The following is a 26,994-nucleotide window of genomic DNA, read 5'->3' on the forward strand; positions in this document are numbered from 1 at the left end:
TCCTTTACCTGAATTAACGTTTACCGCTGTGCAGCCAGAACGGCTCCATGGCCAGCGCTTCATTGCGGAAATGTTCAATTTCAATGTGCTGGCGTTTCTTGATGGCGTAAAGCAGGCCCTGCCAGTTCTCCAGCCACGCCTGGGCGACGACGGGATCGTAATTTCCCGCCAGCAGGGTAATGCTGTCGATATCACGGCTCAGGCGGGGGATCTGATCGGCATAGCTGTCACCCAGCGGATACGCGAAGGTTTTGCGCAGTTCAGCCGCGTGGCGCGAGAGGGAAATATCCGCATAACGCTTGAAGGAGTCAGCAAATTTGGCCTGCGCTTTGGCGTCGAGAAAGGGTTGCCAGCCGCGGGTAATCAGCCATTCGGTCAGGTTGAGTTTTGCCAGCGCAATGTTGGCGCTGCTGGCGGCCGTCTCTGCCGATACGTCTGATGCCAGCGTGGCTTCTGACAGCGTGAGCAGGTCACGTAAGCGAGCGCTCGCTTTGCGCGGCACAATGCCGCCAAACAGCGTAAGCGTATGACGAATGAGGCTGATAGCCGCCTGCACGCCCGCTTTCGCCGCCGCATTGCCGCGGACCCACAGTTCTTCGTGATATTGCCACTGAGAAAGCGCTTTTTCGAGCGCCGCCTCGAACGCCTGCTCAACGCTGGCTTTGCGCGGCACAGACAAGATTGTCAGCGGCCTGAGCGGGCGCTCCGGGTTGCCCTGCGCCAGATGATAACCACGCGCGGCTTTGCTCAGGCTACCCTGGCGCAGCACCTCCAGATTCACCAGTTGGCGCGCCAGCTTCAGCAAATCCTGGGTGTCACCGGATAACAGCTCCAGCTCCAGTTCGCTAATCGGCTCCTGCGCGTCACCGGCTTTGACCTCACCGCGATCCAGGGCGATTTCAATACGGCTCGCGCCAACGTCCACCAGCCATTTCTCCCGCTGGAAATCGGTGCTGAACAGCGGCTGTACCTGCTCTGCCAGATGCGCAGGCAGCTCGCCTTCTGGCCAGACTTCAGCCGGGAAAAGCGACAGATCCAGCTCCGGCTGACTCAGTTCGATATTGTATTCCGGGCGCTGATGCAGCCCGCCAACCACGCGTCCGGCGACCTTAATGGTCATTTCATAACGACCGTTATTGCCGCGAATGCGCAGCCCTCTGTCGTGCTGGCGCAGCCAGTTGTCCGGCGTCTCATAGTAGATATTGAGCAGCGGGCTGGCAGGGATGTGTTCTGCCGACAGCGTGTTCAGGTGATTGCGCAGCGTCTCAACGCCGTCGTGGTTAACGATAAACTTCAATTCGATTTCTTGAGCCATGGCTGAATTCTTATGATTACGTTGTTACGAAAGACAATTAGCACGAACTTACGCGCATCTTTTTTGTCAGTAGATAGTATTTTGCGGCAAAATACCATGCACTGTGCGCGTTGAGGGCATAAAAGTTTGGCTTTTCGACCTGGATGATTCCGATTGCTGCTTACGCCATTACGTCGTCAGACTGTTGCCACGACATTCGTTCCACTTCTATGACAATAACGATGATCTAATGCCTAAATTACGCTTGATTGCCTTAACTTTACTCACGCTTAGCGTTTCCACCGTCACGCACGGTGAAGAAAAGCGTTACGTTTCGGATGAACTAAACACCTGGGTGCGCAGCGGCCCGGGAGATAATTATCGTCTCGTTGGCACGGTAAATGCCGGCGAAGAAGTGGCCCTGCTCCAGACGGACGCGGGCACGAATTATGGCCAGGTGCGCGACAGCAGCGGCCGTACCGCCTGGATTCCGCTTAAAGAGCTGAATACCGAACCGAGCCTGCGCTCGCGCGTGCCGGATCTGGAAAATCAGGTAAAAACCCTCACTGATAAGCTCAACGGTATCGACACCACCTGGAACCAGCGCACCGCGGAAATGCAGCAAAAAGTTGCACAAAGTGATAGCGTCATTAACGGCCTGAAGCAGGAAAATCAGAAGCTTAAGAATGAGCTTATCGTGGCACAGAAAAAAGTCAGCGCCGCCAATTTACAGCTCGATGACAAGCAGCGCACCATCATTATGCAGTGGTTTATGTATGGCGGCGGCGTGCTGGGTATCGGGCTGCTGTTGGGACTGGTGCTGCCGCATATGATCCCAAGCCGTAAGCGCAAAGACCGCTGGATGAATTAAGCCAGATTCGCCTTCTCCTCTACACTTACGTATGATTTGGCAACAGACAACGCGTAAGGAGAGGTGGAGTGAAGAGTTATCTGGTCGGTGGCGCAGTCAGGGACAGGTTATTAGGGCTACCGATTAAAGACCGGGATTGGGTCGTGGTTGGCGCAACGCCACAAGAAATGCTCGACGCGGGCTACCAGCAGGTAGGCCGCGATTTCCCCGTGTTTCTCCATCCTGAAAGCCATGAAGAATACGCGCTGGCCCGCACCGAGCGTAAATCTGGCTCCGGTTACACTGGCTTCACCTGCTATGCCGCCCCGGACGTGACGCTGGAAGAAGATTTACAGCGGCGCGATCTGACGGTGAACGCGCTGGCGCAGGATACCGACGGCAAACTTATCGATCCGTATCACGGACAGGCGGACCTGCAAAACCGTCTGCTGCGCCATGTTTCCCCGGCCTTTAGCGAAGATCCGCTACGCGTATTGCGCGTGGCGCGCTTTGCTGCGCGCTACGCGCATCTTAGTTTCCGCATTGCCGAAGAAACGCTGGCGCTGATGCGCGAGATGACCGCCGCCGGAGAGCTGGCGCATCTGACGCCGGAGCGGGTGTGGAAAGAGACGGAAAGCGCGCTCGGTACCCGCAATCCGCAGGTTTATTTCCAGGTTCTCCGCGACTGCGGTGCGTTAAAAGTACTGTTTCCAGAGCTGGATATTCTGTTTGGCGTTCCCGCCCCGGCAAAATGGCATCCGGAAATCGACACCGGGATTCACACTTTAATGACGCTCTCAATGGCGGCGATGCTCAGCCCGGAGATTGACGTGCGCTTTGCTACCCTGTGCCACGATCTGGGTAAAGGTCTGACCCCCAAAGAACTGTGGCCCCGCCACCACGGCCACGGTCCGGCGGGCGTCCGGCTGGTCAGCGAGATTTGTACGCGCCTGCGGGTGCCGAATGAGATCCGCGATCTGGCAAAGCTGGTGGCCGAGTATCACGATCTGATCCATACCTTCCCGCTGCTACAACCGAAAACCATCGTTAAACTGTTCGACTCCATTGATGCCTGGCGCAAGCCGCAGCGCGTGGAGCAGATTGCGCTGACCAGCGAAGCCGACGTGCGCGGTCGTACCGGCTTTGAAGCCAATGATTATCCGCAGGGACGTCAGCTCCGCGCCGCCTGGGAGGTTGCCCGCGCGGTGCCAGTTAGTGAGGTGGTAAAAGCCGGTTTTCAGGGGCCGGATATTCGTGAAGAGTTAACCCGACGCCGCATCCGCGCCGTGGCTCAGTGGAAGAATAAAAACTGCCCTCAGCCGGAAAGCTGAGGGCGGGCGCTTACATAAAGACTGCGTACACCGCTGCCGCGACGATAAAACGGTAAATCGCGAACGGAATAAACGAGATACGTTTGATGATATGCAGGAAGGTTTTGATGGCAATCAGCGCCACCACGAATGCGGTGATGAAACCGACAGCAAACATCGGGATATCGGCAACCGACAGGAAACCAATGCTTTTATAGAGATCCAGCGCGGTGGCCCCCATCATCATTGGCACCGCCAGCAGGAATGAGAATTCAGAGGCCGCGTAACGGCTGACACCCATCAGCATCCCGCCTGAGATGGTCGCACCTGAGCGGGAAAAGCCCGGCCACAGCGCCAGACACTGAAAGCAACCAATCATAAACGCCTGGCGATAAGTCATATCGTCCACACCCACCGCACGCGGCTCTTTCGGCTTCAGGCATTCAGCGGCGATCAGCAGCAGGCCGCCGACCACCAGCGCATACATGACGTTAATTGGGTTAAACAGCGATTTAATCGTGTCGTGGAACACCAGCCCCAGCACCACCGCCGGGATCATTCCAAGCAGGATATGAATAAGCGACAGGCGACCTTTCCCCGTCCCTTCATGCTGCGGCTTGCGACCAAAATGAATGCCAATGAGGCCAAACAGACGCCGCCAGAACATCACCACTACCGCCAGAATGGACCCTAACTGGATCACGACCTCGAAGGTTTTCGCCGTTTCGTCTTCAAAGCCCAGCAGGTGCCCGACGATAATCATGTGCCCGGTACTGGAAACAGGCAGGAACTCCGTCAATCCTTCGACTACGCCCAGGATCGCCGCAATCAGCAGCGAATGCATATCGCTCATTAAGTAAACCCCTAAAAGATAAATGAATGAAGCCTGTACCCTAAATAATTCAAGTTGCAGAAAGGCAGTGACGCAGTGAACCCCGGGAGCGTACTCCAGTACGTGACTGGGGTGAGCGAGGAAAGCCAACGCATATGCAACTTGAAGTATGACGGGTATAAAATAATCCTGCATTATGACCAGCGTCATCGCGCTGGGTTTAATAATACTTTATTTAAATGTTTTCTTTAGGAATATTGCCACGCTCAATAACAACCCCGACGCTGGCCGCGCGTGCTACCGCCCCCGGTTTGCTGACTTTAATGCGTACCCACGGCGACGGAAAACGTGACAGCAGCAGAGTGGCCACCTCCTCCGCGACGCGTTCTACCAGCGCAAAACGTCCGCCTTCAACATGACTGACCACCAGCTCGCTGACGTCGGCGTAGCTCAGGCAGTCTGCAACATCATCGCTGGCCGCCGCTTTACGGTTATCCCAGGCCATTTCGATATCGAACATCAGCTTTTGTTCGATGGTTTGCTCCCAGTCATACACGCCAATAGTGGTGATTACCGAAAGTTGCTCTATAAATACAATATCCATCATGACCTGCCTGCTTTTTGGCTAAACCGGATACCACTTCCGGCGAATTATGCGTATTATCCACAGATGCAGAGAATAAACCGATTTTTTCTAAACGGAACAGCGTTATGAGTGCAATCGCGCCTGGAATGATCATCCTCGCCTACCTTTGCGGCTCAATTTCCAGCGCCATTCTGGTCTGCCGCATTGCAGGTTTACCCGATCCGCGCGAAAGCGGCTCCGGTAATCCGGGGGCGACCAACGTCTTAAGAATTGGCGGCAAGGGAGCAGCCGTAACCGTACTGATTTTTGATGTCTTAAAAGGCATGTTGCCGGTCTGGGGCGCGTACGCCCTCGGCGTCGCGCCGTTCTGGCTGGGGCTGATTGCTATCGCCGCCTGCCTCGGGCACATCTGGCCAGTCTTCTTTCACTTTCGCGGCGGTAAAGGCGTGGCGACCGCGTTCGGCGCGATTGCGCCTATTGGCTGGGATTTGACCGGCGTAATGGCGGGGACCTGGCTGCTGACGATTTTGCTGAGCGGCTACTCGTCGCTGGGCGCGATTGTCAGCGCGTTGATCGCGCCGTTCTACGTCTGGTGGTTCAAACCACAGTTCACCTTCCCGGTATCAATGCTTTCGTGTCTGATCCTGCTGCGTCATCACGACAATATCCAGCGGCTCTGGCGGCGTCAGGAAACCAAAATCTGGACGCGGCTGAAGAAGAAAAAGCCAAAAGATGCGGGCGAGGACGGCGGGCGTAATGCCTGATGGCGCTTCGCTTATCAGGCCTACAGATTATTCATAATCACTGGCCACAATGGTGTCGTAATGCCTGATGGCGCTTCGCTTATCAGGCCTACGGATTATCCATAACCACTGGCCGCAATGGTGTCGTAATGCCTGATGGCGCTTCGCTTATCAGGCCTACAGATTATTTATAACCACTGGCCGCAATGGTGTCGTAATGCCTGATGGCGCTTCGCTTATCAGGCCTACAGATTATTCATAACCACTGGCCGCAATGGTGTCGTAATGCCTGATGGCGCTTCGCTTATCAGGCCTACAGATTATTCATAACCACTGGCCGCAGTGGTGTCGTAATGCCTGATGGCGCTTCGCTTATCAGGCCTACAAAACGTTTCAGCGTTACGTCTCCATAATAAATGATCCTCCCATCGTAGGCCGGATAAGGCGTAGCCGTCATCCGGCATTACGCCGCGCTGGTCACTTGCGTCACTATCCGCCATTGCTGCCCTTCCGTTATGACTTATAACCAAATGTGATTTAGCTCACTTTCCTGCGCTGGGTACTCTTTCACAACACATCGCCAACACAACTATACAAAAAATGACTGAAATCACTGAACCTGCTGCCGTTACAACGTCAGGCAACGCTCCCGGCGGCGACATTAAATGGGTGCGGAACGCCTCTGATGTTACGCAACTGGTTAACGCCGGATCGCAGGGGCGCGCCAATGCGCGGATCGTCATCGGCATTGCGCTCGGCGGTATCTTCCTTGATGCTTACGATCTCGGCGCGCTGGCGTTTGGCATCAAAGATATTACCCGTGAATTTAACCTGACGCCCGCCGGCACCGGGATGGTGGCCTCTGCTATCACCTTCGGCGCGATTGTTGGCGCGTTAATTGGTGGCTATCTCACCGACAAAATCGGGCGCTATCGGGTATTTATGGCCGACATGATTTTCTTCGTGGTAGCCGCCATCGCCTGCGCCTTTGCGCCGAATGAATACGTGCTCGCCGGGGCACGCTTTGTGATGGGGCTTGGCGTCGGCATCGATCTTCCCGTGGCGATGGCCTTTCTCAGCGAATTCGCCAGGCTAAAAGGCCCCGGTAACAAAGCCGCCAGCGTTGCCATGTGGTGCCCGACCTGGTATGCCGCGATCAGCATCTCTTATCTGCTGGTGCTGTTCTTTTATGCCATTTTGCCGGAAAGCCACAGCGACTGGCTGTGGCGCATCATCCTTGGTTTTGGGGCCATTCCCGCGCTGGTGATTATCGCCATTCGTAGCCGCTACATGAGTGAGTCCCCGGTCTGGGCGGCAAACCAGGGCAATCTGAAAGAGGCCGCATCGATACTGCGTAAGGCGTATAACATTAACGCGCATGTGCCGCAGGATGCGCTGGACAGGCCCGCGCCGGTGGTGAATAAAGCCAGATGGCAAAATTATCTCAATCTGTTTCGCGGCGTGTATTTACGCCGTACCACGCTGGCAACGCTGCTGTCGGTGGTGTCGTCATTTGCCTATAACGCCGTGGCGTTTGGCCTGCCGGTGATTATCTCCAGCTTCTTTGTGCAATCCATGCTGACCACCATTCTGATTTCGCTGGCGCTGAACCTGCTGTTTGCCTTTGTCGGTGGCCTGCTGGCCGTGCGGCTGGTGCCGCGTTTCGGCGCGTGGCGGATGTCACTTGGCGGCTATGCCTGTCAGTTGATTGCGCTACTGGTGCTGGCGCTGATCGGGCGACCGGACGGCGCGACGGAAGGCGTCATTTCCGTTGCCATGCTGGCGCTGTTCTTATTTGGCCAGGGCTTTGGCCCGGGGGCGCATACCATGGCGTTTGCATCGCTCAGCTATCCGACCTCGCTGCGCGGCGTCGGCGTTGGCCTCAATCAGACGCTGATGCGTAGCAGCTCAACATTATCGCTATTTCTGTTCCCGCTGCTGGTAGCTTCGCTGGATACCGCCGTGTTCTGGGTTATCGCCCTCGCACCGCTGATCGGCCTGCTGTCGCTACTGGCGATCCACTGGGAGCCGTCAGGCTACGACATCGACGCGGAAGACTACCGCTAATCCCCCTGAACGGCGCAGCACTGCGCCGTTTGCCTTATCCATCCATAAGCGTCTCATATGACAGAGTTGATTTCTGCCAGGGCATACTGAAGCAGGACATCAAGCGCGGACGGATGCAGTATGGCAGTTGCCCAGGTTACTGATAAAACATACAAAGGCTGGCAGGCTTCGCTTGCGTTGCAGTTTTTTCATACCCCGGAAAAAACGCTGCTGCGCTCGGCCCGTCACTACGGCCCACTTACGGTACAGCGGCCTTTTTATCCTGAAGATGACACCTGTCATCTTTACCTGCTGCATCCGCCCGGCGGAATTGTGGGTGGCGATGAGCTGGATATTACCGTGACGCTGGACGCCAGAAGCCATGTACTGCTCACCATGCCCGGTGCCAGTAAATTTTATCGCAGCGCCGGGGCCACGGCCCGGCTGACGCAACACTTTTATCTGGCCGCAGACGCCGCGCTGGAGTGGCTGCCGCAGGATGCCATTTTCTTTCCCGGCGCGCAGGCCCGGGTGCAAACCGTTTTTCATCTTTGTACCGGCTCCCGCCTGCTGGCCTGGGATCTGCTGTGTCTCGGTCGCCCGGTTATCGGCGAAACCTTTGATCATGGCTGTCTGAATAACCGGCTGGAGGTCTGGAAGGACGACCAGCCGCTGCTGATTGAACGCCTGCACCTGGCGGATGGCGATCTGTCGCCCGTCGCTGACCATCCGTGGGTCGGCACGCTGCTGTTTTACCCGGCCAATGAAACATTGCTGGAAAGCGTGCGTGAAAAACTTGATGTGCTGGGCGCGTTTGCTGGCGCGACGCTGACAGAAGGCCTCCTGACGGTGCGCTTTCTTGGCGACGATAATCTGATTTGCCTGCGGGCGATGCGCGACATCTGGTGTGCTATGCGCCCTCACCTGCTGCAAAAAGCGCCTGTCCTTCCCCGAATCTGGCAGACATAAGAGGTCCCTGTGGAACTGACGCCGAGAGAAAAAGATAAGCTGCTGCTCTTTACTGCGGCCCTGGTGGCGGAAAGACGCCTCGCCCGCGGTCTGAAACTTAACTATCCGGAAGCCGTGGCACTGATCAGCGCATTCATTATGGAAGGCGCGCGCGACGGCAAAAGCGTGGCGGCGCTGATGGAAGACGGACGCCACGTTTTAAGCCGCGATCAGGTCATGGAGGGCATCCCGGAAATGATCCCCGATATTCAGGTCGAGGCCACGTTTCCGGACGGATCGAAGCTGGTCACCGTCCACCATCCGATTATCTGAGGAGGAAGCATGATCCCAGGCGAATACAAGATCCAGCATGGCGACGTTGAGATCAACACCGGACGTCCAACCCTGACGGTGATTGTCGAAAACCACGGCGATCGGCCGATTCAGGTCGGATCGCACTATCACTTTTACGAGGTGAATCCGGCGCTGAAGTTCGATCGTGAACGGTGCAAAGGGTATCGGTTAAACATCGCTTCCGGTACGGCGGTACGTTTTGAACCCGGACAGAAGCGCGAGGTGATACTGGTGGCGGTCGCTGGCGCACGGCGGATCTTCGGTTTTCGCGGTGATGTGATGGGTAGTCTGGAGGCAGATCATGACTAAAATTTCCCGCCGGGCGTGGGCGGATATGTTCGGTCCCACCACCGGTGACAAAGTGCGACTGGCGGATACTGAGCTGTGGATCGAGGTGGAAAAAGACTTCACCACGCCCGGCGAAGAGGTGAAATTCGGCGGCGGCAAGGTGATCCGTGATGGCATGGGCCAGGGGCAAATGCCCGCCAGCGAGTGCGTGGATTTGGTGCTGACCAACGCGCTGATTGTCGATCACTGGGGGATCGTTAAAGCCGATATCGGCGTAAAAGACGGGCGGATTTTTGCGATCGGTAAAGCCGGTAATCCGGATATTCAGCCCGATGTGACGATCCCGATTGGTGTGGCAACGGAGGTCATCGCCGCCGAAGGTAAAATCGTGACGGCGGGCGGCGTGGATACGCATATTCACTGGATCTGTCCGCAGCAGGCGGAAGAGGCGCTGATTTCCGGCGTTACCACCATGATCGGCGGCGGCACCGGTCCGGCAGCCGGCACCAACGCAACGACGTGTACTCCCGGCCCGTGGTACATCGCCCGTATGCTTCAGGCGGCGGACACGCTGCCGGTGAACATCGGCCTGCTCGGCAAAGGCAACGGGTCGAACCCGGCGACGCTGCGTGAACAAGTCGCCGCGGGCGCAATCGGCCTGAAAATTCATGAGGACTGGGGCGCAACACCCGCTGCTATTGATTGTGCGCTGACGGTAGCGGATGAGCTGGATATTCAGGTGGCACTGCACAGCGACACCCTGAACGAGTCCGGTTTCGTTGAGGATACGCTGGCGGCAATCGGCGATCGTACAATTCATACCTTTCATACTGAAGGCGCAGGCGGCGGGCACGCGCCGGATATTATCACTGCCTGTGCGCACCCCAATATTTTGCCCTCTTCGACTAACCCGACGTTGCCCTATACCGTTAACACCATTGACGAGCATCTCGACATGCTGATGGTCTGTCATCATCTTGACCCGGATATTGCCGAAGACGTGGCGTTTGCCGAATCACGCATCCGTCGGGAGACCATTGCCGCTGAAGATGTGCTGCATGACATTGGCGCGTTTTCCCTGACCTCTTCGGATTCGCAGGCGATGGGGCGCGTCGGCGAGGTGATCCTGCGTACCTGGCAGGTGGCGCACCGGATGAAGGTCCAGCGCGGCGCACTGCCCGAAGAAACGGGCGATAACGATAATGCTCGCGTTAAGCGCTATATCGCCAAATACACCATCAACCCGGCGCTGACGCATGGGATCGCCCATGAAGTCGGCTCAGTTGAAGCGGGCAAACTGGCGGATTTAGTGGTCTGGTCGCCCGCCTTTTTTGGCGTCAAACCGGCGACCATCGTCAAAGGCGGGATGATCGCCGCCGCGCCGATGGGCGATATCAACGCCTCCATTCCCACCCCGCAGCCGGTGCACTACCGTCCGATGTTCGGCGCGCTGGGCGCGGCTCGCCATGCCTGCCGGATGACGTTTATTTCGCAGGCGGCACAGGCAGATAACGTGGCGCAACGGCTAAATTTACAAAGCGTTATCGGCGTAGTGAAAGGCTGTCGAACGGTGAAAAAGCGCGACATGATCCATAACGCGCTGCAACCTAACATTACTGTTGATGCTCAGACCTATGAGGTGCGGATAGACGGGGAACTGATTACCAGCGAACCAGCAGACGTGCTGCCTATGGCTCAACGCTATTTTTTGTTTTAAGGAGTCGCAATGCTCTATCTCACCACCCGAATTACCGCCCCTTCCCGCGTGACGGCGACGGTAACGCTGCCCATTGATGTACGTGTCAAAAGCCGGGCCAGAGTCACCCTCAGCGACGGCCGCGACGCCGGATTAATGCTACCGCGCGGCCTGCTGCTGCGCGGGGGCGATGTATTAAGCAGCGATGATGGACGAGAGATTGTTGAGATTATTGCTGCTGACGAACCGCTCTCGGTGGTGCGCTGTGCCGATCCTTTTCTGCTCGCCAAAGCCTGCTATCACCTTGGCAACCGCCACGTGCCGTTGCAGATCCTGCCGGGTGAGCTGCGTTATCACCACGATCATGTGCTGGACGATATGCTGCGCCAGTTGGCGCTCGAGGTGACGTTTGCTCAACTGCCGTTTGAGCCAGAAGCCGGAGTCTATTCCGCCGGGGCCCATTCACACTCACATTCGCACGCGCATTAAATGACGGACCCGGTTCAATTACTGCGCCTGATGCAGCTTACCAGCAGCAGCCTGCCGGTCGGCTCGTTTACCTGGTCGCAGGGTCTGGAATGGGCGACAGAAGCCGGCTGGATTACAGATAGCGCCACCTTTCATCGCTGGCAACGACAGCAGATGGAGCACAGTTTTTTTCGCGTTGATCTGCCGATTTTTGCCCGCCTGTACCGGGCCTGTGCGGAAAACAATATCGACGAGGCCCGACGCTGTACGGCGTACCTGCTGGCCTGCCGCGAGACCCGGGAACTGCGGGAAGAAGAACGTAATCGCGGTGCGGCGTTCACCCGCCTGATAACCGACTGGGAGCCGGACTGCTCCCCGGCATGGCGCGCCCTGTTTGCCCAAAGCCAGCTCTGTGGTATGGCCTGGCTCGGCGTGCGCTGGCATCTCGACCTGCGTGCGCTGGCGCTCAGCCTCGGCTATAGCTGGATCGAAAGTGCAGTGATGGCAGGCGTTAAGCTGGTGCCGTTCGGCCAGCAGGCGGCACAGCAGTTGATCCTTTCCCTGTCTGAGCGCTATGCGGCAGGCATGGAACGGGCGCTCGCGTGTGAAGCGTGCGATATCGGGTCAGCCACCCCGCTCAGCGCTATCGCCTCTGCACGTCATGAAACCCAATATTCGCGTTTATTCCGTTCCTGAGGAGGGAGCATGTCACAGATTACTCATCCGCTGCGCGTCGGCGTCGGCGGCCCGGTCGGGTCCGGTAAAACGGCGCTGCTGGAAGCCTTATGCAAGGCCATGCGTAACACTTATCAACTGGCCGTCGTGACTAACGACATCTACACCAAAGAGGATCAGCGCATCCTGACCGAAGCGGGCGCGCTGGAGCCGGAGCGGATTGTCGGCGTCGAAACCGGCGGTTGCCCGCATACGGCTATCCGTGAAGATGCTTCGATGAACCTGGCGGCAGTCGAAGCGCTGAGCGAAAAGTTTGGTAATTTGGATCTGATTTTTGTCGAGAGTGGCGGCGATAACCTGAGCGCGACGTTCAGCCCGGAGCTGGCGGATTTAACGATTTATGTCATCGACGTGGCGGAAGGGGAAAAGATCCCGCGTAAAGGCGGCCCGGGGATCACGAAATCCGATTTTCTGGTCATCAATAAAACCGATCTTGCCCCGTATGTCGGCGCATCGCTGGAGGTAATGGAGCGCGATACCCTGCGCATGCGCGGCGATCGGCCATGGACGTTCACCAACCTGAAAAGCGGCGACGGGCTGGGGAAAATTATTGCGTTCCTGGAAGATAAAGGGATGTTGAAGCGGTAAATGGCCTGGTACTGTAGAGCGATTTTCCTGGTGGCGCTGCCGGGCTGGTCGGGCCTGTAGCGGCTTTTTTATGCGTCGCTCCCCCTCACCCTAACCCTCTCCCTGAGGGAGAGGGAACCGTACGGAGATAATACCGACCCCGGAGCCTCTTACTCCCTCAGGGAGAGGGAGCCGCACGGAGAGAATACCGACCCCGGGGCCTCTTACCCCCTCTCCCTCAGGGAGAGGGCCGGGGGGAGGGTGGCTTACGCCGCAGGCAACTCCGCCAGCGGCCAGCGCAAGCAATACCGACCCCGGAGCCTCTTACCCCCTCTCCCTCAGGGAGAGGGCTGGGGTGAGGGTGGTTTACGCCGCAGGCAACTCCGCCAGCGGCCAGCGCGGGCGTACGGTCACACCGAGATCCGCCGTGGCCCCGGCTTTAAACCGTACCATTCCGGCATAGGCGATCATCGCGCCGTTATCGGTGCAGAACTCTGGTCGGGCATAAAACACCTCGCCCCGGCGTTTTTGCATCATCTCTGCCAGCTTCGCGCGCAGGGTACGGTTAGCACTGACGCCCCCCGCCATCACCAGACGCTTAAACCCGGTCTGATCCAGCGCACGCTTGCACTTAATCATTAAGGTATCCACCACCGCATCTTCAAATGCGCGGGCGATATCGGCACGGGTCTGCTCGTCCGCCTCATTATTACGGATCGTATTCGCGGCGAAGGTTTTCAGCCCGGAGAAGCTGAAATCCAGCCCCGGACGGTCAGTCATCGGGCGTGGAAACACAAAACGTCCTTCCGTTCCCTGGGCGGCCATTTTCGATAGCATCGGGCCGCCGGGGTAATCCAGTCCCAGCAGTTTGGCGGTTTTATCAAATGCTTCGCCCGCCGCATCGTCAATCGACTCACCCAGCAGCTCGTACTGGCCAATACCGGTGACGCTGATAAGCTGGGTATGTCCGCCGGAAACCAGCAGTGCGACGAACGGGAACTCAGGCGGATTTTCTTCCAGCATCGGGGCCAGCAGGTGCCCTTCCATATGATGCACCGCAATCGCCGGAACGCCCCAGGCAAATGCCAGCGAACGTCCGACCGTGGCACCGACCAGCAGCGCGCCGACCAGCCCAGGCCCTGCGGTGTAGGCCACCGCGTCAATCTCTTTTGCCGCAAGCCCGGCTTCTTTCAGCGCCGCCTGAATCAGCGGCACGGTTTTGCGCACGTGATCGCGGGAGGCCAGCTCCGGCACCACGCCGCCGTAGTCAGCGTGCAATTTCACCTGACTATACAGTTGATTGGCTAACAGACCGTTTTCGTCGTCGTAAATGGCGATGCCGGTCTCATCGCAGGATGTTTCAATACCCAGTACACGCATGGCTTGTTTTACCTCATTTCAGTACCGCGCAGTGTAGGACCAATGCGGGTTGAAGTAAAACTTTGTTCGCCCAGGCCACAAGGCTCGTGTATACTCCCCACCCTTATTAAAGTCCCTTTCAAAATCGCATCGGTGCTTTACAAAGCAGCAGCATTTGCAGTAAAATTCCGCACCATTTTGAAATAAGCTGGCGTTGATGCCAGCGGCAAACCGAATTTATTAAAGGTGAGAGTTAGATGCCGGTAATTAAAGTACGTGAAAACGAGCCGTTCGACGTAGCACTGCGTCGCTTCAAGCGTTCCTGCGAGAAAGCAGGTGTTCTGGCGGAAGTTCGTCGTCGTGAGTTCTATGAAAAACCGACTACCGAACGTAAGCGCGCTAAAGCTTCTGCTGTGAAACGTCACGCGAAGAAACTGGCTCGCGAAAACGCACGCCGTACTCGTCTGTACTAATGTTTTGAGAGCACAGGCTCTCATTTAACAGACTGAGTTGTAGTGGTAAGGCCGTGCTTCCGGAAGGAATGCGCGGCTTATTTTCGTTTACGAGTTGGTAAAATTGTACGGGGCTTATGGCTGGACGAATCCCACGCGTATTTATCAATGACCTGCTGGCGCGCACCGACATCGTCGATCTTATCGACGCGCGGGTGAAGCTTAAAAAGCAGGGCAAGAATTTCCATGCGTGCTGTCCGTTCCATAACGAAAAAACCCCCTCTTTCACCGTTAACGGTGATAAGCAGTTTTATCACTGCTTCGGCTGTGGTGCGCACGGCAACGCCATCGACTTTTTGATGAACTACGACAAGCTCGAGTTCGTCGAAACCGTTGAAGAACTGGCCGCCATGCATAACCTGGAGATTCCTTACGAAGCAGGCAGCGGGCCAACGCAGATTGAGCGTCATCAACGGCAGACCCTTTATCAGTTGATGGATGGCCTGAATACGTTTTATCAGCAATCCCTTACGCATCCCGCCGCAGAACCCGCGCGCCAGTATCTGGAAAAACGGGGGCTTAGCAGCGACATCATTGCGCGGTTTGCCGTAGGCTTTGCGCCACCGGGCTGGGATAACGCATTAAAACGTTTTGGTGGTAACAGTGAAAACCGTCAGTCGTTAACCGACGCGGGCATGCTGGTCACCAACGATCAGGGACGCAGCTACGACCGCTTCCGCGACCGGGTAATGTTCCCGATTCGCGACAAGCGTGGCCGGGTTATCGGTTTTGGTGGACGCGTACTGGGTAACGATACGCCGAAATACCTGAACTCCCCGGAGACCGATATTTTCCATAAGGGCCGTCAGTTGTACGGGCTTTATGAAGCGTTACAGAACGCGGCGGAACCGCCGCGTTTGCTGGTGGTCGAAGGCTATATGGACGTGGTGGCGCTGGCGCAGTTTGGCATCAATTATGCCGTCGCGTCGCTGGGGACCTCTACGACTGCCGATCATATTCAGTTGCTGTTCCGCGCCACGCAGAATGTGATTTGCTGTTATGACGGCGACCGCGCCGGACGTGATGCCGCATGGCGCGCGCTGGAAACCGCGATGCCGTATATGACCGACGGTCGGCAACTGCGCTTTATGTTCCTGCCCGACGGCGAAGACCCGGATACGCTGGTACGTAAAGAGGGTAAAGAGGCGTTTGAAGCGCGAATGGAACATGCTCAGCCGCTGTCAGCGTTTTTGTTTAATAACCTGTTGCCACAGGTCGATTTAAGTACCCCGGATGGCAGCACGCAGTTGGCAGCCCTCGCGCTACCACTGATTAACCAGGTACCAGGCGACGCGCATCGCATTCAGTTACGCCAGACGCTGGGGCTGAAATTAGGCATTTTCGACGACAGTCAGCTTGATCGTTTAATGCCAAAACAAGCAGAAAGTGGCACGCCACGCCCGGCTCCTCAGCTAAAACGCACGACCATGCGTATACTGATAGGACTGCTGTTACAGAACCCGGATTTAGCACCGCTGGTGCCGCCACTGGCCGGTCTGGATCAAAGTAAGCTGCCCGGGCTTGGCTTATTTGCAGAATTGGTCAACACTTGTTTGTCACAGCCTGGCCTGACCACTGGGCAACTTTTAGAACAGTATCGTGGCACAAATGAAGCCGCCACCCTTGAAAAACTGTCGGTATGGGACGATATAGCAGATAAAGCGATTGCAGAAAAAACGTTCACCGACTCGCTTAACCATATGTTTGATTCGTTGCTCAAGCTGCGCCAGGAAGAGTTAATCGCTCGCGATCGCACGCATGGCCTGAACAGCGAAGAACGCCGGGAACTCTGGACATTAAACCAGGAACTGGCAAAAAAATGAATTTAACGGCTTAAGTGCCGAATATCGTTCGGGTAAATCCCGACAGCCGCACTGAAGGGCAGCGGCAAAAATATAAGCAAGCCCTCATTAAGTCATACAGGCCGTCGTTTCACCTGCGTCAGCGCAGCGTGAAAGATGAAATGTATTATGTTGGCGGTTCATTTCGCCGACCGACACCAACCTCATGAATTAAGTGTGGATACCGTCTTATGGAGCAAAACCCGCAGTCACAGCTGAAGCTTCTTGTCCAACGTGGTAAGGAGCAAGGCTATCTGACCTATGCCGAGGTCAACGACCATCTGCCGGAAGATATCGTCGACTCAGATCAGATCGAAGACATCATCCAGATGATTAACGATATGGGTATTCAGGTGATGGAAGAAGCACCGGATGCCGACGATCTGTTGCTTGCTGAAAACTCAAACAATACCGACGAAGATGCTGAAGAGGCGGCTGCGCAGGTACTTTCCAGCGTTGAATCTGAAATCGGGCGTACCACTGACCCGGTCCGCATGTATATGCGTGAAATGGGTACCGTTGAACTTCTGACCCGTGAAGGTGAAATTGACATCGCCAAGCGTATCGAAGACGGTATCAACCAGGTCCAGTGCTCCGTGGCTGAATATCCGGAAGCGATCACCTATCTGCTGGAGCAGTACGATCGTGTAGAAGCGGAAGAGGCTCGCCTTTCCGATCTGATCACCGGTTTTGTCGATCCGAACGCTGAAGAAGATCTGGCTCCGACGGCAACGCACGTTGGCTCCGAGCTGTCCAGTGAAGAAATGGATGACGAAGACGACGACGATGATGATGACAGCGACGATAGCAGCGACGATGACAACAGCATCGATCCGGAACTGGCGCGCGAGAAATTCGCTGAACTGCGCGAGCAGTACATCGTCACCCGTGACACGATCAAGGCCAAAGGCCGCAGCAACGCGGCATCTCAGGGCGAAATCCTGAAATTGTCTGAAGTCTTCAAGCAGTTCCGCCTGGTGCCAAAACAGTTTGATTACCTGGTTAACAGTATGCGCGTCATGATGGATCGTGTGCGTACCCAGGAACGCCTCATCATGAAGATGTGCGTTGAACAGTGCAAAATGCCGAAGAAAAACTTCATCACTCTGTTTACCGGCAACGAGACCAGCGAAACCTGGTTCAACGCGGCGATTGCGATGAACAAGCCATGGTCTGAAAAGCTGCACGACGTCTCTGACGAGGTGCATCGCAGCCTGCAAAAATTGCAGCAGATTGAAGAAGAGACCGGCCTGACCATTGAGCAGGTAAAAGATATCAACCGTCGCATGTCCATCGGTGAAGCGAAAGCGCGCCGGGCGAAAAAAGAGATGGTTGAAGCGAACTTACGTCTGGTTATTTCTATCGCCAAAAAATACACCAACCGTGGTCTTCAGTTCCTCGATCTGATTCAGGAAGGCAACATCGGTCTGATGAAAGCGGTTGATAAGTTTGAATACCGTCGTGGTTACAAGTTCTCCACTTATGCAACCTGGTGGATTCGTCAGGCGATCACTCGCTCTATTGCGGATCAGGCGCGTACCATCCGTATTCCGGTGCATATGATTGAGACCATCAACAAGCTCAACCGTATCTCCCGCCAGATGCTCCAGGAGATGGGCCGCGAGCCAACGCCGGAAGAGCTGGCTGAGCGCATGCTGATGCCGGAAGACAAAATCCGTAAAGTGCTGAAAATCGCTAAAGAGCCTATCTCCATGGAAACGCCAATCGGCGACGATGAAGATTCGCATCTGGGTGATTTCATCGAGGACACCACCCTCGAGCTGCCGCTGGATTCGGCTACCACCGAGAGCCTGCGTGCCGCCACCCATGACGTGCTGGCTGGCCTGACCGCCCGTGAAGCGAAAGTCCTGCGTATGCGTTTTGGTATTGATATGAATACCGACCACACGCTGGAAGAAGTGGGTAAACAGTTCGATGTTACCCGCGAACGTATCCGTCAGATCGAAGCCAAGGCGCTGCGTAAACTGCGCCACCCGAGCCGCTCTGAAGTGCTGCGTAGCTTCCTCGACGATTAATCGCGTCTGCTCTCGAAAAGCTCCCTCCGGGGAGCTTTTTTTTTGGCATTTTTGTAAGGAATAAAAAACTGACAGGGATAATCGTCCCAACATGCGATTGCAAATGATATTTATTTTCATTATCATTTTTCTTTTCGTAAACAACTGTAAAGAAAAATGACATGAATCTCAAAACATTAAAAAATCAATCCCTCTGCGCGCTCACTCTCTGTATGGCACTTCACGCTGGTTCCAGCCTGGCAAAGGACTTCACCGAGAAGCAATTCACTTCTCAGGCTCTGGGTCACGGAGTGTATGAACTGGCTTATGACGCCGGGCAAAAATCTCTCTATGCCGCCTCCGCGCCCTCTTTCGATAAGGACAAAACCGCCGGGGAAGTGTTTCAGCTTGCCGCCGATTCACTGAAAATTGATAAGCGGATCGCCACCCAACGCCGTCCTTTCGCGGTCTCTCTGGATGAACCCAACCACATTCTCTGGTTAGGCAACGCGCTGGACGGCTCCCTGACCCTGCTGGATACCCGCAGCCACAAAGAACTGAAAACCATCCAGCTCGCAAATGCTGAGAATAATGCCCACGTCCGGGAAGTGGTGCTCGATAAAAAGCACCGTCGTCTCTATGTTTCTGGTATTGGCAGTGAAGGTAAAGGCGTGTTGTGGGTTGTCGACGCGCAACACCAGACGCTACTGCATACGCACAAACAGACCGATGCAGTCGGCTTTGCCGTTGATGAAGCAGGTGACAAAGTGTATGCCGTCACTGGCAAAGGCGAACTGATTACCCTGGACGGCAAAACCTCACAGATACTCTCTCGCGTAAACGTTGATCCTGCCGAGCCAAAACATTACTTCCTGAACATCGCCCTCAACACGGCCAAAGGGGTTGGCTTTATTGCCGATACCAATACCGCCGACGTGCTGGTAGTGGAACTCGCCTCCGGCAAGATCCTCCACCGGGTTGCGACGCCAAACTCCATTGCCGCCGTCTATAACCCTGCGCGCAACGAAGTGTATGTCACCCATCGTAATGCCCGTCAGATCAGCGTTATCGACGCCAGTACTTACAGCCTTAAACACACCATCAAAACGGCAGCCATGCCTAACAGTATGGTGCTTTCTCCTGACAGCAAAACGCTGTTCGTCAGCGTAAAGCAGGATGAAAAAGCCAGCCAGGCTGACTACGTGCTGAAAATCGATTTAACCCAATTCTGAGGACGGCGTAATGATTAACCAGACCCGCACGGCGCTGGCGATGTCGCTCGCCCTCGCCAGCCTTCCTGCGTCCGTTTTCGCGCAAGAAACAACGCCTGACAACGAAGAGCAACTTGTCGTGACCGCCACCGGCTTCGCGCAGGAGCGCCGCGAGGCCCCAGCCACCATCTCCGTGGTCGGCGAAAAAGAGTTGAATACCCGCTCTAACCAGAACGTTACTGAAGCCCTGCGGGAGATGCCCGGTGTACTGGTGGGTAACGGCAACGGCAGCCTGGCGACAGGCGACGTTCAGATGCGCGGCATGGATTCGACCTATACCTCTTACATGGTCAACGGTATCAAACAAGCCACCCGCGAATCCCGCCCTTACGGCCACCATATCGGCACCGAAGCGGCCTTTTTGCCGCCGATGGCCGCTATTGAGCGCATCGAAGTGATCCGTGGGCCAATGTCTTCCCTGTACGGTTCTGACTCCATCGGTGGCGTGGTTAACGTCATCACCAAAAAAGCGTATAACCTCGATAAATGGACGGGCGTGCTGGAAGATAACTACTTCCTGCAGGAGAAGAGTAAGTTCGGTAATACTAACCAGACCAACGCCTTTTTGATGGGGCCGGTCATTCCCGGCAAGCTCGGGGTAAGCCTGGCGGCAGATTATCTTGACCGCCGTGATGACGATAGCCAGTCCGACGAACGCTTTGTGAAGCACCAGGCAGGCAATCTTGATGCGACCATTAACATGGCACCGACCGACACCCAACTGTGGGATTTAAACGTCGTCAAAGGCCATCAGGAGAAATCGCACAACGATAAAGCATGGTACTGGGGCTTTGACCGCGACGCCGCATCACTGTCTCAACATGCCTGGTATGGCGACGACCTGCTGGAGGTGAAGAACTTCATCAGCTATGAGAACGCCAAAACGGAATACCGTGTGCCGGGCATGGACTCGCAGTTTATCCGCCAGCGTAACTATGAGGCTAACAGCGCGAACACCTTCTCGCTTGGCGACCACAAGCTGACGCTGGGGATCAACTTCACCCGCAACGAACTGAATGACACCTTCGGTATCGAAGACAAAGTCGTGCCGGGCGTGACGCCGGTCAGCAAAATCACTCGTGACGGCTGGGCAGTATTTGCTGAAGACGCCTGGATGATGGTGCCAGACTTCACCCTGACTACCTCAGCCCGTCTGGATCACGATAGCTACTTTGGCTATCACGCCACGCCGAAGCTGTATGGCAACTGGACAATCGATGAAAACTGGGCGCTAAAAGGCGGCGTATCGGCGGGCTATAAAAAACCCGATCTTCGTGAGAATAACGAAGGCTTCACCAGTGTTTACGGCGCATACCCTTATTCTTTCATTGGCATCGGTAATGATGACCTGAAACCCGAACAAAGCGTTAACACTGAGCTGGGTGTGTACTGGCAGCAGGATGCGCTGGCGCTGGATGCAACGGCATTCTTCACCAAATTCAAGGATAAGATCAGCGACTATACCATCTGTACCGCAACGGCCACGCAAAAATGCATTTACAACGGTTATGAAGCGGAAGAAGTCTCGCAGTATTTCAACATCGGCGACGCACAAATCTATGGTCTGGAGCTGAACGGGGACTGGCAGGTCACGGCAGCGCTGAAGGCTAACGCCAACTACACCTGGACCCACAGTGAACAAAAAAGCGGTCAGTACAAGGGTGAAGCGCTGAGCGACTACCCAAGCAGTATGGCCAACCTGTCGCTGACGTGGAATGCGCTAACCGATCTGGAGTTGTGGACGAAAGCCAGCTGGCGCAGCAATACGCCAGACACCGGCAAATCGACATCAACCGAGGCGTATGCACTGGTCGATACAGGCGCACGCTACCATCTCAATAAGGACATCACGTTAATGGCGGGGATCTATAACCTGTTCGACGCCAACCCGATTTATACCACGACCTACGATCGGTCATCGCTGCTGGAAGGACGTCGCTACACGATGGGCGCACGCGTCGAGTTCTGATAGTAAAGCCGGAGTCTCAGGCTCCGGCTTTACATTCCCCGCGCCATCAGCGCCTCATCCAGCTCCCGATACGCCGCCACCAGCTTATCCAGCGTCGCACGGTTCAGGCCGCTGGGATTGGGCAACACCCAGACCTGCGTCGCGCCTATCGTCACAGCCTGCTTGCCCCACGCCACGCCGCGCTGGCTGAACGCCTGCTCAAACGCCTGCTTGCCGAGGATCGCCAGTGCATCCGGCTGATAATCCTCAATCTTTTTCACCAGCTCACGCCCGCCCGTGCGCAGCTCATGTAAATTCACCTCACTTGCCTGTACCGTCGGGCGTGCCACCAGCATGGTGATACCGCAACGCGTATCCAGCAAATGCTGCTCTTCTTCCGGCTTAAGCTGCCGCTCGGTAAACCCGGCCTGATGAATAACTTTCCAGAAACGGTTGCCGGGATGGGCGAAATGAAAACCGGTATGCGCCGAGGACTTCCCCGGGTTGATGCCGCAGAACACTACCCGTAAGCCAGGGGCGAGGATATCGTTAATCATGCTTTCTCCGGATGAATAGATCGAAGTGAAAGTATAAGAGATTGAAAAGCCATTGTTTATAAAAACAGCAGGCAGTATTTTATGGCTGGATCGCCTCGTCGAGTTACTTTATAATTCCCCGCCACGGCCCCTTAGCTCAGTGGTTAGAGCAGGCGACTCATAATCGCTTGGTCGCTGGTTCAAGTCCAGCAGGGGCCACCAGATTATCGATTAAAATCAGAATACTAAGCCACTTAATGACTAAGTGGTTTTTTTATAGCTGGGACAATGCATCAATCAGTGTTCCACATGTTCGAGTTTCAGTTCTCTGAGGTTCGATATTGCACAGCAAAAGGAATTGTTATGGCACTCACTAAATGTAAAGAATGCAGTAAAGAAATTTCAAACTCCGCAAGAATTTGCCCTCATTGCGGCGTTAAAGATCCCGGTTTAAGCGCAAAACAGAAATATATTGGCTGTCTGATAGTAATTGTCATTGCAGCGGTTATCGTCTACTTCATGTGCAGCGGTGAAGAGAAGAAAGTTGAGGCCGCAAAGGTGTGTTCTGCCACCGATCTCCAGTGCAACTATGATAAAAACATGTATGACGCTATTACCAAATGTAAGCCGTTGGTCGAACAGGCCGCTAAGAATGAATTTGAATGGAATGATGGCATATTTGGTCTTATATTTTCTCACGCCCGCATTAACAGCCAAAAGAACCAGCTAACCTATATTGGTGACAAGGTTAAATTTACTAATATCTTCAATGCTAAAATATATATGACCTATTCATGTACATTGGATCTGAAAACGAAAGACGTTGTCGATTTTAATATTCATGAGGGAAAGATCCAATAACACAGATTTCATGCAGATCAAGGGCCTGAGAGGCATCTGAGGCCCGTTATTTTTACAGCAGTACACACTTCTGGTACACCAGAGCCTCGCGAACATTCAGTCATCTCTCAATCTGGAAAGCCGGTTTGCCCTCATCCCCCCCCTGACAGCACCTTGATGAGGCCAGATCGCGCATCGCCCGTCTGGCATAAAAAGCGCGGCAATGCCCCTGCCGTGCCTGGTTCAATCCCCGTATTGAACCTCCCGCCCCACAATGTTACCCTCCCTGTTAAAGACGCATAGACGTCCAGACGACTATAACAACATTCCGACTGCGCTCGCCCCGGCGCAACACCGACTCTGGAGAGACCATGATCCGCGCTATTGTGACCGACATTGAAGGCACCACCAGCGACATTCGCTTCGTGCACGACGTTCTGTTCCCCTACGCCCGTGAGCGGCTGGCGGAGTTTGTCAATGCGCAGCAGTACGCTGAACCGGTGAAAACCATTCTCGATAATTTGCGCGAGGAAATTCACCAGCCAGCGGCAACGGCGCAGGAACTGACGGCAACCCTGCTTGCGTTTATGGATGAAGACCGTAAATCGACGGCGCTGAAAGCATTGCAGGGGATCATCTGGCAGGAGGGCTACGTGAACGGTGATTTTACCGGCCATCTCTACCCGGACGTGCTGCCTGCACTGGAAAAATGGAAGTCACAATCTATTGATTTATATGTTTATTCCTCAGGCTCAGTCGCGGCGCAGAAATTGTTATTTGGCTACAGCGACGAAGGTGATATTACTCATTTATTCAGCGGCTACTTTGATACGCGGACAGGTGCGAAACGTGACGCGCAGTCCTACCGTAACATTGCTGAACAACTGGGACATCCCCCGGCGTCGATCCTGTTTTTGTCTGATATTCATCAGGAACTCGACGCGGCGGAAGAAGCAGGATTACGCACGCTGCAACTGGTGCGTGAAGATCGCGATCCGGCCAGTCATCATCCCCAGGTTCAGCGTTTTGACGACATTCATCCGGAGCAGATCCCCTCATGAGCGCATTAACCATTTTCTCAGACAAAGATGCCAGTCAGCACCTCTGGCACAGCACCGATGCCGGTGAGATCCAGCAGCAACTGAATGCCAAAGGCGTGCGTTTTGAACGCTGGCAGGCTGACCGCCAGCTCGGTAATGCCCCGACGCCGGAAGTTGTCATCAACGCGTATCAACACGCGATTGATAAGCTGGTTGCTGAAAACGGCTATCAGAGCTGGGATGTCATTAGCCTGCGTGCCGACAACCCGCAGAAAGACGCAATGCGGGCGAAGTTCCTTAATGAACATACCCACGGCGAGGATGAAGTACGATTTTTCGTCGAAGGCGCAGGGCTGTTCTGCCTGCATATCGGCGATGAGATTTATCAGGTGCTGTGTGAAAAGAATGATTTAATTTCGGTGCCCGCCGGGACGCCGCACTGGTTCGATATGGGTTCGCAACCGAATTTTACCGCCATCCGTATTTTTGATAATCCGGAAGGCTGGATTGCAAATTTCACCGGTGATGCTATTGCCGATGCCTACCCTCGCCTGCCCTGATGTTTACACGCCCGGCTCACTGTCGGGCAGTGTATTTATGCGTAACGGCGGCGCAGTAGTTCACATTCAAACAAGAATTCCAGCCCTTCCAGTTGACGTCGCGCTTCAGCGACATCTTTTCCCCAGCAGGTCAAGCCATGACCGCGCAGCAGAAAGCCGTAGCGCAGTGGTCGGGTCTGCGCATAGTCTTCGATCCGCGCAGCCAGCGCGTCAATATCCTGATCGTTATCGAATATCGCGATCGGCACGGTGTCCAGATGGTTATGCTGGCCACTAAGGGTTTTTTGCATCTCATACCCCTGAAGCGCCAGCGTCTGGCTGGTTTCAAGGCGGGACAGCACGGTGGCGTTAACGGTATGCACATGCAGCACTACACAGGCCTCAGGGAATAGCCGGTAGATCAGCGTATGCAGCCCCGTCTCGGCGGAAGGCTTACGTCCGGAGGGCGCAGTATTATCGGCAATGGCGACCTGTAAAAAATCATCACTGGTCAGGCTGCCTTTGTCGCGCCCTGATTCGCTAAGCCAGCACCACGTTTCATCCTGGCGCACTGACATGTTACCACCGGTTGCCGGTGCCCAGCCTTTCGCCCCGATCCAGTGACAGGTGGAGACCAGGTGTCCGAGTCTTTCTTGCCACATAATGGCTCCTCAATGCATGGTTTTTAGACGTCTAAACGGCTATTTCTGTGATAGTAACATTGTGAGCCTAACTGGACAATATTTGTTATAAAACGGTTACAGAAAGCCCGTATGAGGGGCTTCCTGCGGAGGGTCAGAGAGAGTAGTAAGAAGGGTGATTCAGATCGGTCAGCAGGTCCGCTTCCTGTGGCTGCCAGTTAAGCAGACGACGAGTCTGTTCACTGCTAACCGCCATATCCGCCGCCGCCATCATGGCAAACCAGCCAAAGTGCTCCGCTTCCCGTTCACCCGAGGGCAGACCAAGATTACGGCCAATGGTTTGCGCAATGGTGCGCAGGGGGATCGCCTCTTCGGCGACTGCATGGTAAACCTGTTCTGTCACGCCCTGCTCCAGCGCCAGGCGATAAACCCGGGCTGCGTCAAGACGGTGTACGCCTGACCAGCAGTTATTACTGTTGCCTGGCCAGGCAGAAATCCCCTTCTCCCGCGCCAGACGGATCAGGATCGGCAGAAAACCGTGATCGCCGATGCCGTGAACCGAAGGTGGCAGACGCACGGCAGCAGCGTGGATGCCCCGCGCGTTCAGCGCCCTGGCGGCGGATTCCGATTTACGCAGCGAGGCCGGATTAGGCAAATCCAGCTCCGTTGCGCCTTTGGGTAAGCCGGAAAGACCGGAAGTTACCAGCAACGGACGGTCAGAGCCTGCCAGCGCGTCGCCCAGCAATTCAATGGTCCGCCTGTCCTGCTCGCAGTTCTCGATAAAGCGGGAAAAATCATGATTGAACGCCGTGTGAATCACCGCATCAGCGTTCGCTGCCGCCTGCGTGAGTACCCCGACGTCCTCCAGCGATCCTTTCACGGCCTGCGCCCCTGCCGCCGTCAATCGGACTGCCTGCTCATCTGCCCGAACCAGACCGGACACCTGATGCCCATTGCTCAGCAATTCTTCAACTACCGCGGAACCCAGCCAGCCGCTGGCACCGGTCACAAATACATGCATCGCTCTCTCCCGTTAACCCAGTTTAATGGATAGTTCTACGTCATCAGCAAATGACACGGACAGGAAGCCGTTTGCTGTGTCTCGTACATATGCCAGATACTCCGGGCTATGATCGGCATCATCAGCCACAATCAGCGCACCTGGCCGCAAATGTGGTTCCAGCAGAGCCAGAATCTCCGGATAGAGTGCCTTAGCCCCATCCAGTAATAGCAGATCAATAGAGGCGGGTATATCCTGCGCCAGGGTTTGTAACGCGTCCCCTTCGCGGATCTCTACAAGGTCGGCCAGCCCGCCAGCAAGCATGTGTTCACGTGCCCGCGCCACTTTTGCCGGTTCAAATTCACTGCTGATAAGTACACCGCCACCGTTATCCCGTAGCGCTGCCGCCAGATGCAGAGTAGAGATACCAAATGATGTGCCAAACTCGACAATGGTCTTTGCTCGGGTGCTGCGTGCCAGCATATACAGAAGTTTACCGGTCTGGCGCGAGACGGGTAACCAGAGATCCTTCAGCAGCCCATAAAAATCCATATATTCGTTTTGCTACGCATCAGACGCTCACTTTCATGATGTGAAAGTGTCGCCAGTACCGGGCTGGTAGCGGCATCGGCTTGTTGCAACAATTTATCCAGTAAGGATGACAGCGGTGCAGAGGTCAGGGTAGAGGTCATATCGTGATCCTGAAATAAAAATATGAATAATTCGTCGTATTGA

Annotated in this window: 28 protein-coding genes and 1 tRNA gene; 20 read left to right on the top strand and 9 right to left on the bottom strand. The window is 55.3% G+C overall.

What is annotated here, in order from left to right:
- Positions 1-13: 13 nt before the first annotated feature.
- Positions 14-1,315, bottom strand: a complete 1,302-nt coding sequence (locus CHU32_RS14745; protein ID WP_103676964.1) for a CYTH domain-containing protein — start codon at positions 1,313-1,315, stop codon at positions 14-16.
- 229 nt (positions 1,316-1,544) lie between these two features.
- Here CHU32_RS14745 and CHU32_RS14750 point away from each other — a divergent pair, with 229 nt between their 5' ends.
- The gene (locus CHU32_RS14750; RefSeq protein ID WP_103676965.1) at positions 1,545-2,165 is read left to right on the top strand and encodes a TIGR04211 family SH3 domain-containing protein; all 621 of its coding nucleotides are present in this window, start codon (positions 1,545-1,547) and stop codon (positions 2,163-2,165) included.
- A 68-nt stretch (positions 2,166-2,233) separates the two neighbouring features.
- Positions 2,234-3,475, top strand: a complete 1,242-nt coding sequence (locus CHU32_RS14755; protein ID WP_103676966.1) for a multifunctional CCA addition/repair protein — start codon at positions 2,234-2,236, stop codon at positions 3,473-3,475.
- Between the two features lie 10 nt (positions 3,476-3,485).
- On the opposite strand, the gene bacA is transcribed toward CHU32_RS14755, so the two are convergent.
- Positions 3,486-4,307, bottom strand: a complete 822-nt coding sequence (bacA, locus tag CHU32_RS14760; protein ID WP_103677026.1) for an undecaprenyl-diphosphate phosphatase — start codon at positions 4,305-4,307, stop codon at positions 3,486-3,488.
- Positions 4,308-4,521: 214 nt separating this feature from the next.
- Positions 4,522-4,890 carry a bifunctional dihydroneopterin aldolase/7,8-dihydroneopterin epimerase gene (gene folB, locus CHU32_RS14765; protein WP_103676967.1) on the bottom strand — a complete coding sequence of 123 codons (369 nt, stop codon included), beginning with the start codon at positions 4,888-4,890 and terminating at the stop codon, positions 4,522-4,524.
- 107 nt (positions 4,891-4,997) lie between these two features.
- Between folB and plsY the strand changes: the two genes are divergently transcribed.
- From plsY to ureG, 9 genes are all read left to right on the top strand, one after another.
- Positions 4,998-5,636: a glycerol-3-phosphate 1-O-acyltransferase PlsY gene (gene plsY, locus CHU32_RS14770; RefSeq protein WP_103676968.1), complete on the top strand. Its 639-nt coding sequence runs from the start codon at positions 4,998-5,000 to the stop codon at positions 5,634-5,636.
- A gap of 579 nt (positions 5,637-6,215) precedes the next feature.
- A complete protein-coding gene (locus CHU32_RS14775) occupies positions 6,216-7,682 on the top strand; it encodes an MFS transporter (protein WP_103676969.1) in 1,467 nt (488 codons plus the stop codon).
- Positions 7,683-7,802: 120 nt separating this feature from the next.
- Positions 7,803-8,630 carry an urease accessory protein UreD gene (locus tag CHU32_RS14780; protein ID WP_103676970.1) on the top strand — a complete coding sequence of 276 codons (828 nt, stop codon included), beginning with the start codon at positions 7,803-7,805 and terminating at the stop codon, positions 8,628-8,630.
- 9 nt (positions 8,631-8,639) lie between these two features.
- Positions 8,640-8,942 (top strand): urease subunit gamma, encoded by a 303-nt coding sequence (locus CHU32_RS14785; protein ID WP_103676971.1) that lies wholly within the window; start codon positions 8,640-8,642, stop codon positions 8,940-8,942.
- 9 nt (positions 8,943-8,951) lie between these two features.
- On the top strand, positions 8,952-9,272 hold the full coding sequence (locus tag CHU32_RS14790) for an urease subunit beta (protein ID WP_103676972.1): 321 nt from the start codon (positions 8,952-8,954) through the stop codon (positions 9,270-9,272).
- Entirely contained in the window at positions 9,265-10,968 is a 1,704-nt protein-coding gene (gene ureC / locus CHU32_RS14795; protein WP_103676973.1) for an urease subunit alpha, read from the top strand. Before CHU32_RS14790 ends, ureC begins: the two co-directional genes overlap by 8 nt.
- Before the next feature lie 9 nt (positions 10,969-10,977).
- Positions 10,978-11,436, top strand: coding sequence for an urease accessory protein UreE (ureE, locus tag CHU32_RS14800; RefSeq protein ID WP_103676974.1), 459 nt, complete (start codon positions 10,978-10,980; stop codon positions 11,434-11,436).
- Entirely contained in the window at positions 11,437-12,111 is a 675-nt protein-coding gene (locus CHU32_RS14805; RefSeq protein WP_103676975.1) for an urease accessory protein UreF, read from the top strand.
- Positions 12,112-12,120: 9 nt separating this feature from the next.
- Complete coding sequence (ureG, locus tag CHU32_RS14810) at positions 12,121-12,738, top strand: urease accessory protein UreG (RefSeq protein WP_103676976.1); 618 nt, start codon at positions 12,121-12,123, stop codon at positions 12,736-12,738.
- 345 nt (positions 12,739-13,083) lie between these two features.
- Here the strand turns inward: ureG and tsaD are convergent, their stop codons facing one another.
- Complete coding sequence (gene tsaD / locus CHU32_RS14815; protein ID WP_103676977.1) at positions 13,084-14,097, bottom strand: tRNA (adenosine(37)-N6)-threonylcarbamoyltransferase complex transferase subunit TsaD; 1,014 nt, start codon at positions 14,095-14,097, stop codon at positions 13,084-13,086.
- 236 nt (positions 14,098-14,333) lie between these two features.
- Between tsaD and rpsU the strand changes: the two genes are divergently transcribed.
- The 5 genes from rpsU (at position 14,334) to CHU32_RS14840 (ending at position 21,684) form a co-directional block, all read left to right on the top strand.
- Positions 14,334-14,549, top strand: a complete 216-nt coding sequence (gene rpsU, locus CHU32_RS14820) for a 30S ribosomal protein S21 (RefSeq protein ID WP_001144069.1) — start codon at positions 14,334-14,336, stop codon at positions 14,547-14,549.
- A gap of 116 nt (positions 14,550-14,665) precedes the next feature.
- Positions 14,666-16,411, top strand: a complete 1,746-nt coding sequence (gene dnaG / locus CHU32_RS14825) for a DNA primase (protein WP_103676978.1) — start codon at positions 14,666-14,668, stop codon at positions 16,409-16,411.
- Between the two features lie 209 nt (positions 16,412-16,620).
- Positions 16,621-18,465, top strand: coding sequence for an RNA polymerase sigma factor RpoD (gene rpoD / locus CHU32_RS14830; RefSeq protein ID WP_103676979.1), 1,845 nt, complete (start codon positions 16,621-16,623; stop codon positions 18,463-18,465).
- 161 nt (positions 18,466-18,626) lie between these two features.
- Complete coding sequence (gene yncE / locus CHU32_RS14835; protein ID WP_103676980.1) at positions 18,627-19,676, top strand: 7-bladed beta-propeller protein YncE; 1,050 nt, start codon at positions 18,627-18,629, stop codon at positions 19,674-19,676.
- Between the two features lie 10 nt (positions 19,677-19,686).
- Complete coding sequence (locus tag CHU32_RS14840; protein WP_103676981.1) at positions 19,687-21,684, top strand: TonB-dependent receptor domain-containing protein; 1,998 nt, start codon at positions 19,687-19,689, stop codon at positions 21,682-21,684.
- Positions 21,685-21,713: 29 nt separating this feature from the next.
- Here the strand turns inward: CHU32_RS14840 and mug are convergent, their stop codons facing one another.
- Positions 21,714-22,220 (bottom strand): G/U mismatch-specific DNA glycosylase, encoded by a 507-nt coding sequence (mug, locus tag CHU32_RS14845; protein ID WP_103676982.1) that lies wholly within the window; start codon positions 22,218-22,220, stop codon positions 21,714-21,716.
- Between the two features lie 125 nt (positions 22,221-22,345).
- Here mug and CHU32_RS14850 point away from each other — a divergent pair.
- The 4 genes from CHU32_RS14850 to CHU32_RS14865 all read left to right on the top strand — a co-directional run bounded on the left by CHU32_RS14850 (position 22,346) and on the right by CHU32_RS14865 (position 24,639).
- Positions 22,346-22,421, top strand: a tRNA-Ile gene (locus CHU32_RS14850).
- Positions 22,422-22,562: 141 nt separating this feature from the next.
- Positions 22,563-23,060, top strand: coding sequence for a hypothetical protein (locus tag CHU32_RS14855; RefSeq protein WP_103676983.1), 498 nt, complete (start codon positions 22,563-22,565; stop codon positions 23,058-23,060).
- 350 nt (positions 23,061-23,410) lie between these two features.
- Positions 23,411-24,100 (top strand): acireductone synthase, encoded by a 690-nt coding sequence (gene mtnC / locus CHU32_RS14860; RefSeq protein ID WP_103676984.1) that lies wholly within the window; start codon positions 23,411-23,413, stop codon positions 24,098-24,100.
- Positions 24,097-24,639, top strand: coding sequence for a 1,2-dihydroxy-3-keto-5-methylthiopentene dioxygenase (locus CHU32_RS14865; RefSeq protein WP_103676985.1), 543 nt, complete (start codon positions 24,097-24,099; stop codon positions 24,637-24,639). The genes mtnC and CHU32_RS14865 overlap by 4 nt, the downstream gene beginning before the upstream one ends.
- A 35-nt stretch (positions 24,640-24,674) precedes the next feature.
- Here CHU32_RS14865 and CHU32_RS14870 read toward each other — a convergent pair whose 3' ends face one another.
- The 4 genes from CHU32_RS14870 to CHU32_RS28450 form a co-directional block, all read right to left on the bottom strand.
- Entirely contained in the window at positions 24,675-25,280 is a 606-nt protein-coding gene (locus CHU32_RS14870; RefSeq protein WP_103676986.1) for a methylthioribulose 1-phosphate dehydratase, read from the bottom strand.
- Between the two features lie 133 nt (positions 25,281-25,413).
- On the bottom strand, positions 25,414-26,280 hold the full coding sequence (locus CHU32_RS14875; RefSeq protein WP_103676987.1) for an SDR family oxidoreductase: 867 nt from the start codon (positions 26,278-26,280) through the stop codon (positions 25,414-25,416).
- Between the two features lie 12 nt (positions 26,281-26,292).
- The gene (locus CHU32_RS14880) at positions 26,293-26,811 is read right to left on the bottom strand and encodes an O-methyltransferase (protein ID WP_218113739.1); all 519 of its coding nucleotides are present in this window, start codon (positions 26,809-26,811) and stop codon (positions 26,293-26,295) included.
- Complete coding sequence (locus tag CHU32_RS28450) at positions 26,790-26,951, bottom strand: hypothetical protein (RefSeq protein WP_218113741.1); 162 nt, start codon at positions 26,949-26,951, stop codon at positions 26,790-26,792. Before CHU32_RS28450 ends, CHU32_RS14880 begins: the two co-directional genes overlap by 22 nt.
- Positions 26,952-26,994: the final 43 nt, after the last annotated feature.

The organism is Superficieibacter electus (assembly GCF_002915575.1).
Taxonomy (GTDB): Bacteria; Pseudomonadota; Gammaproteobacteria; order Enterobacterales; family Enterobacteriaceae; genus Superficieibacter; species Superficieibacter electus.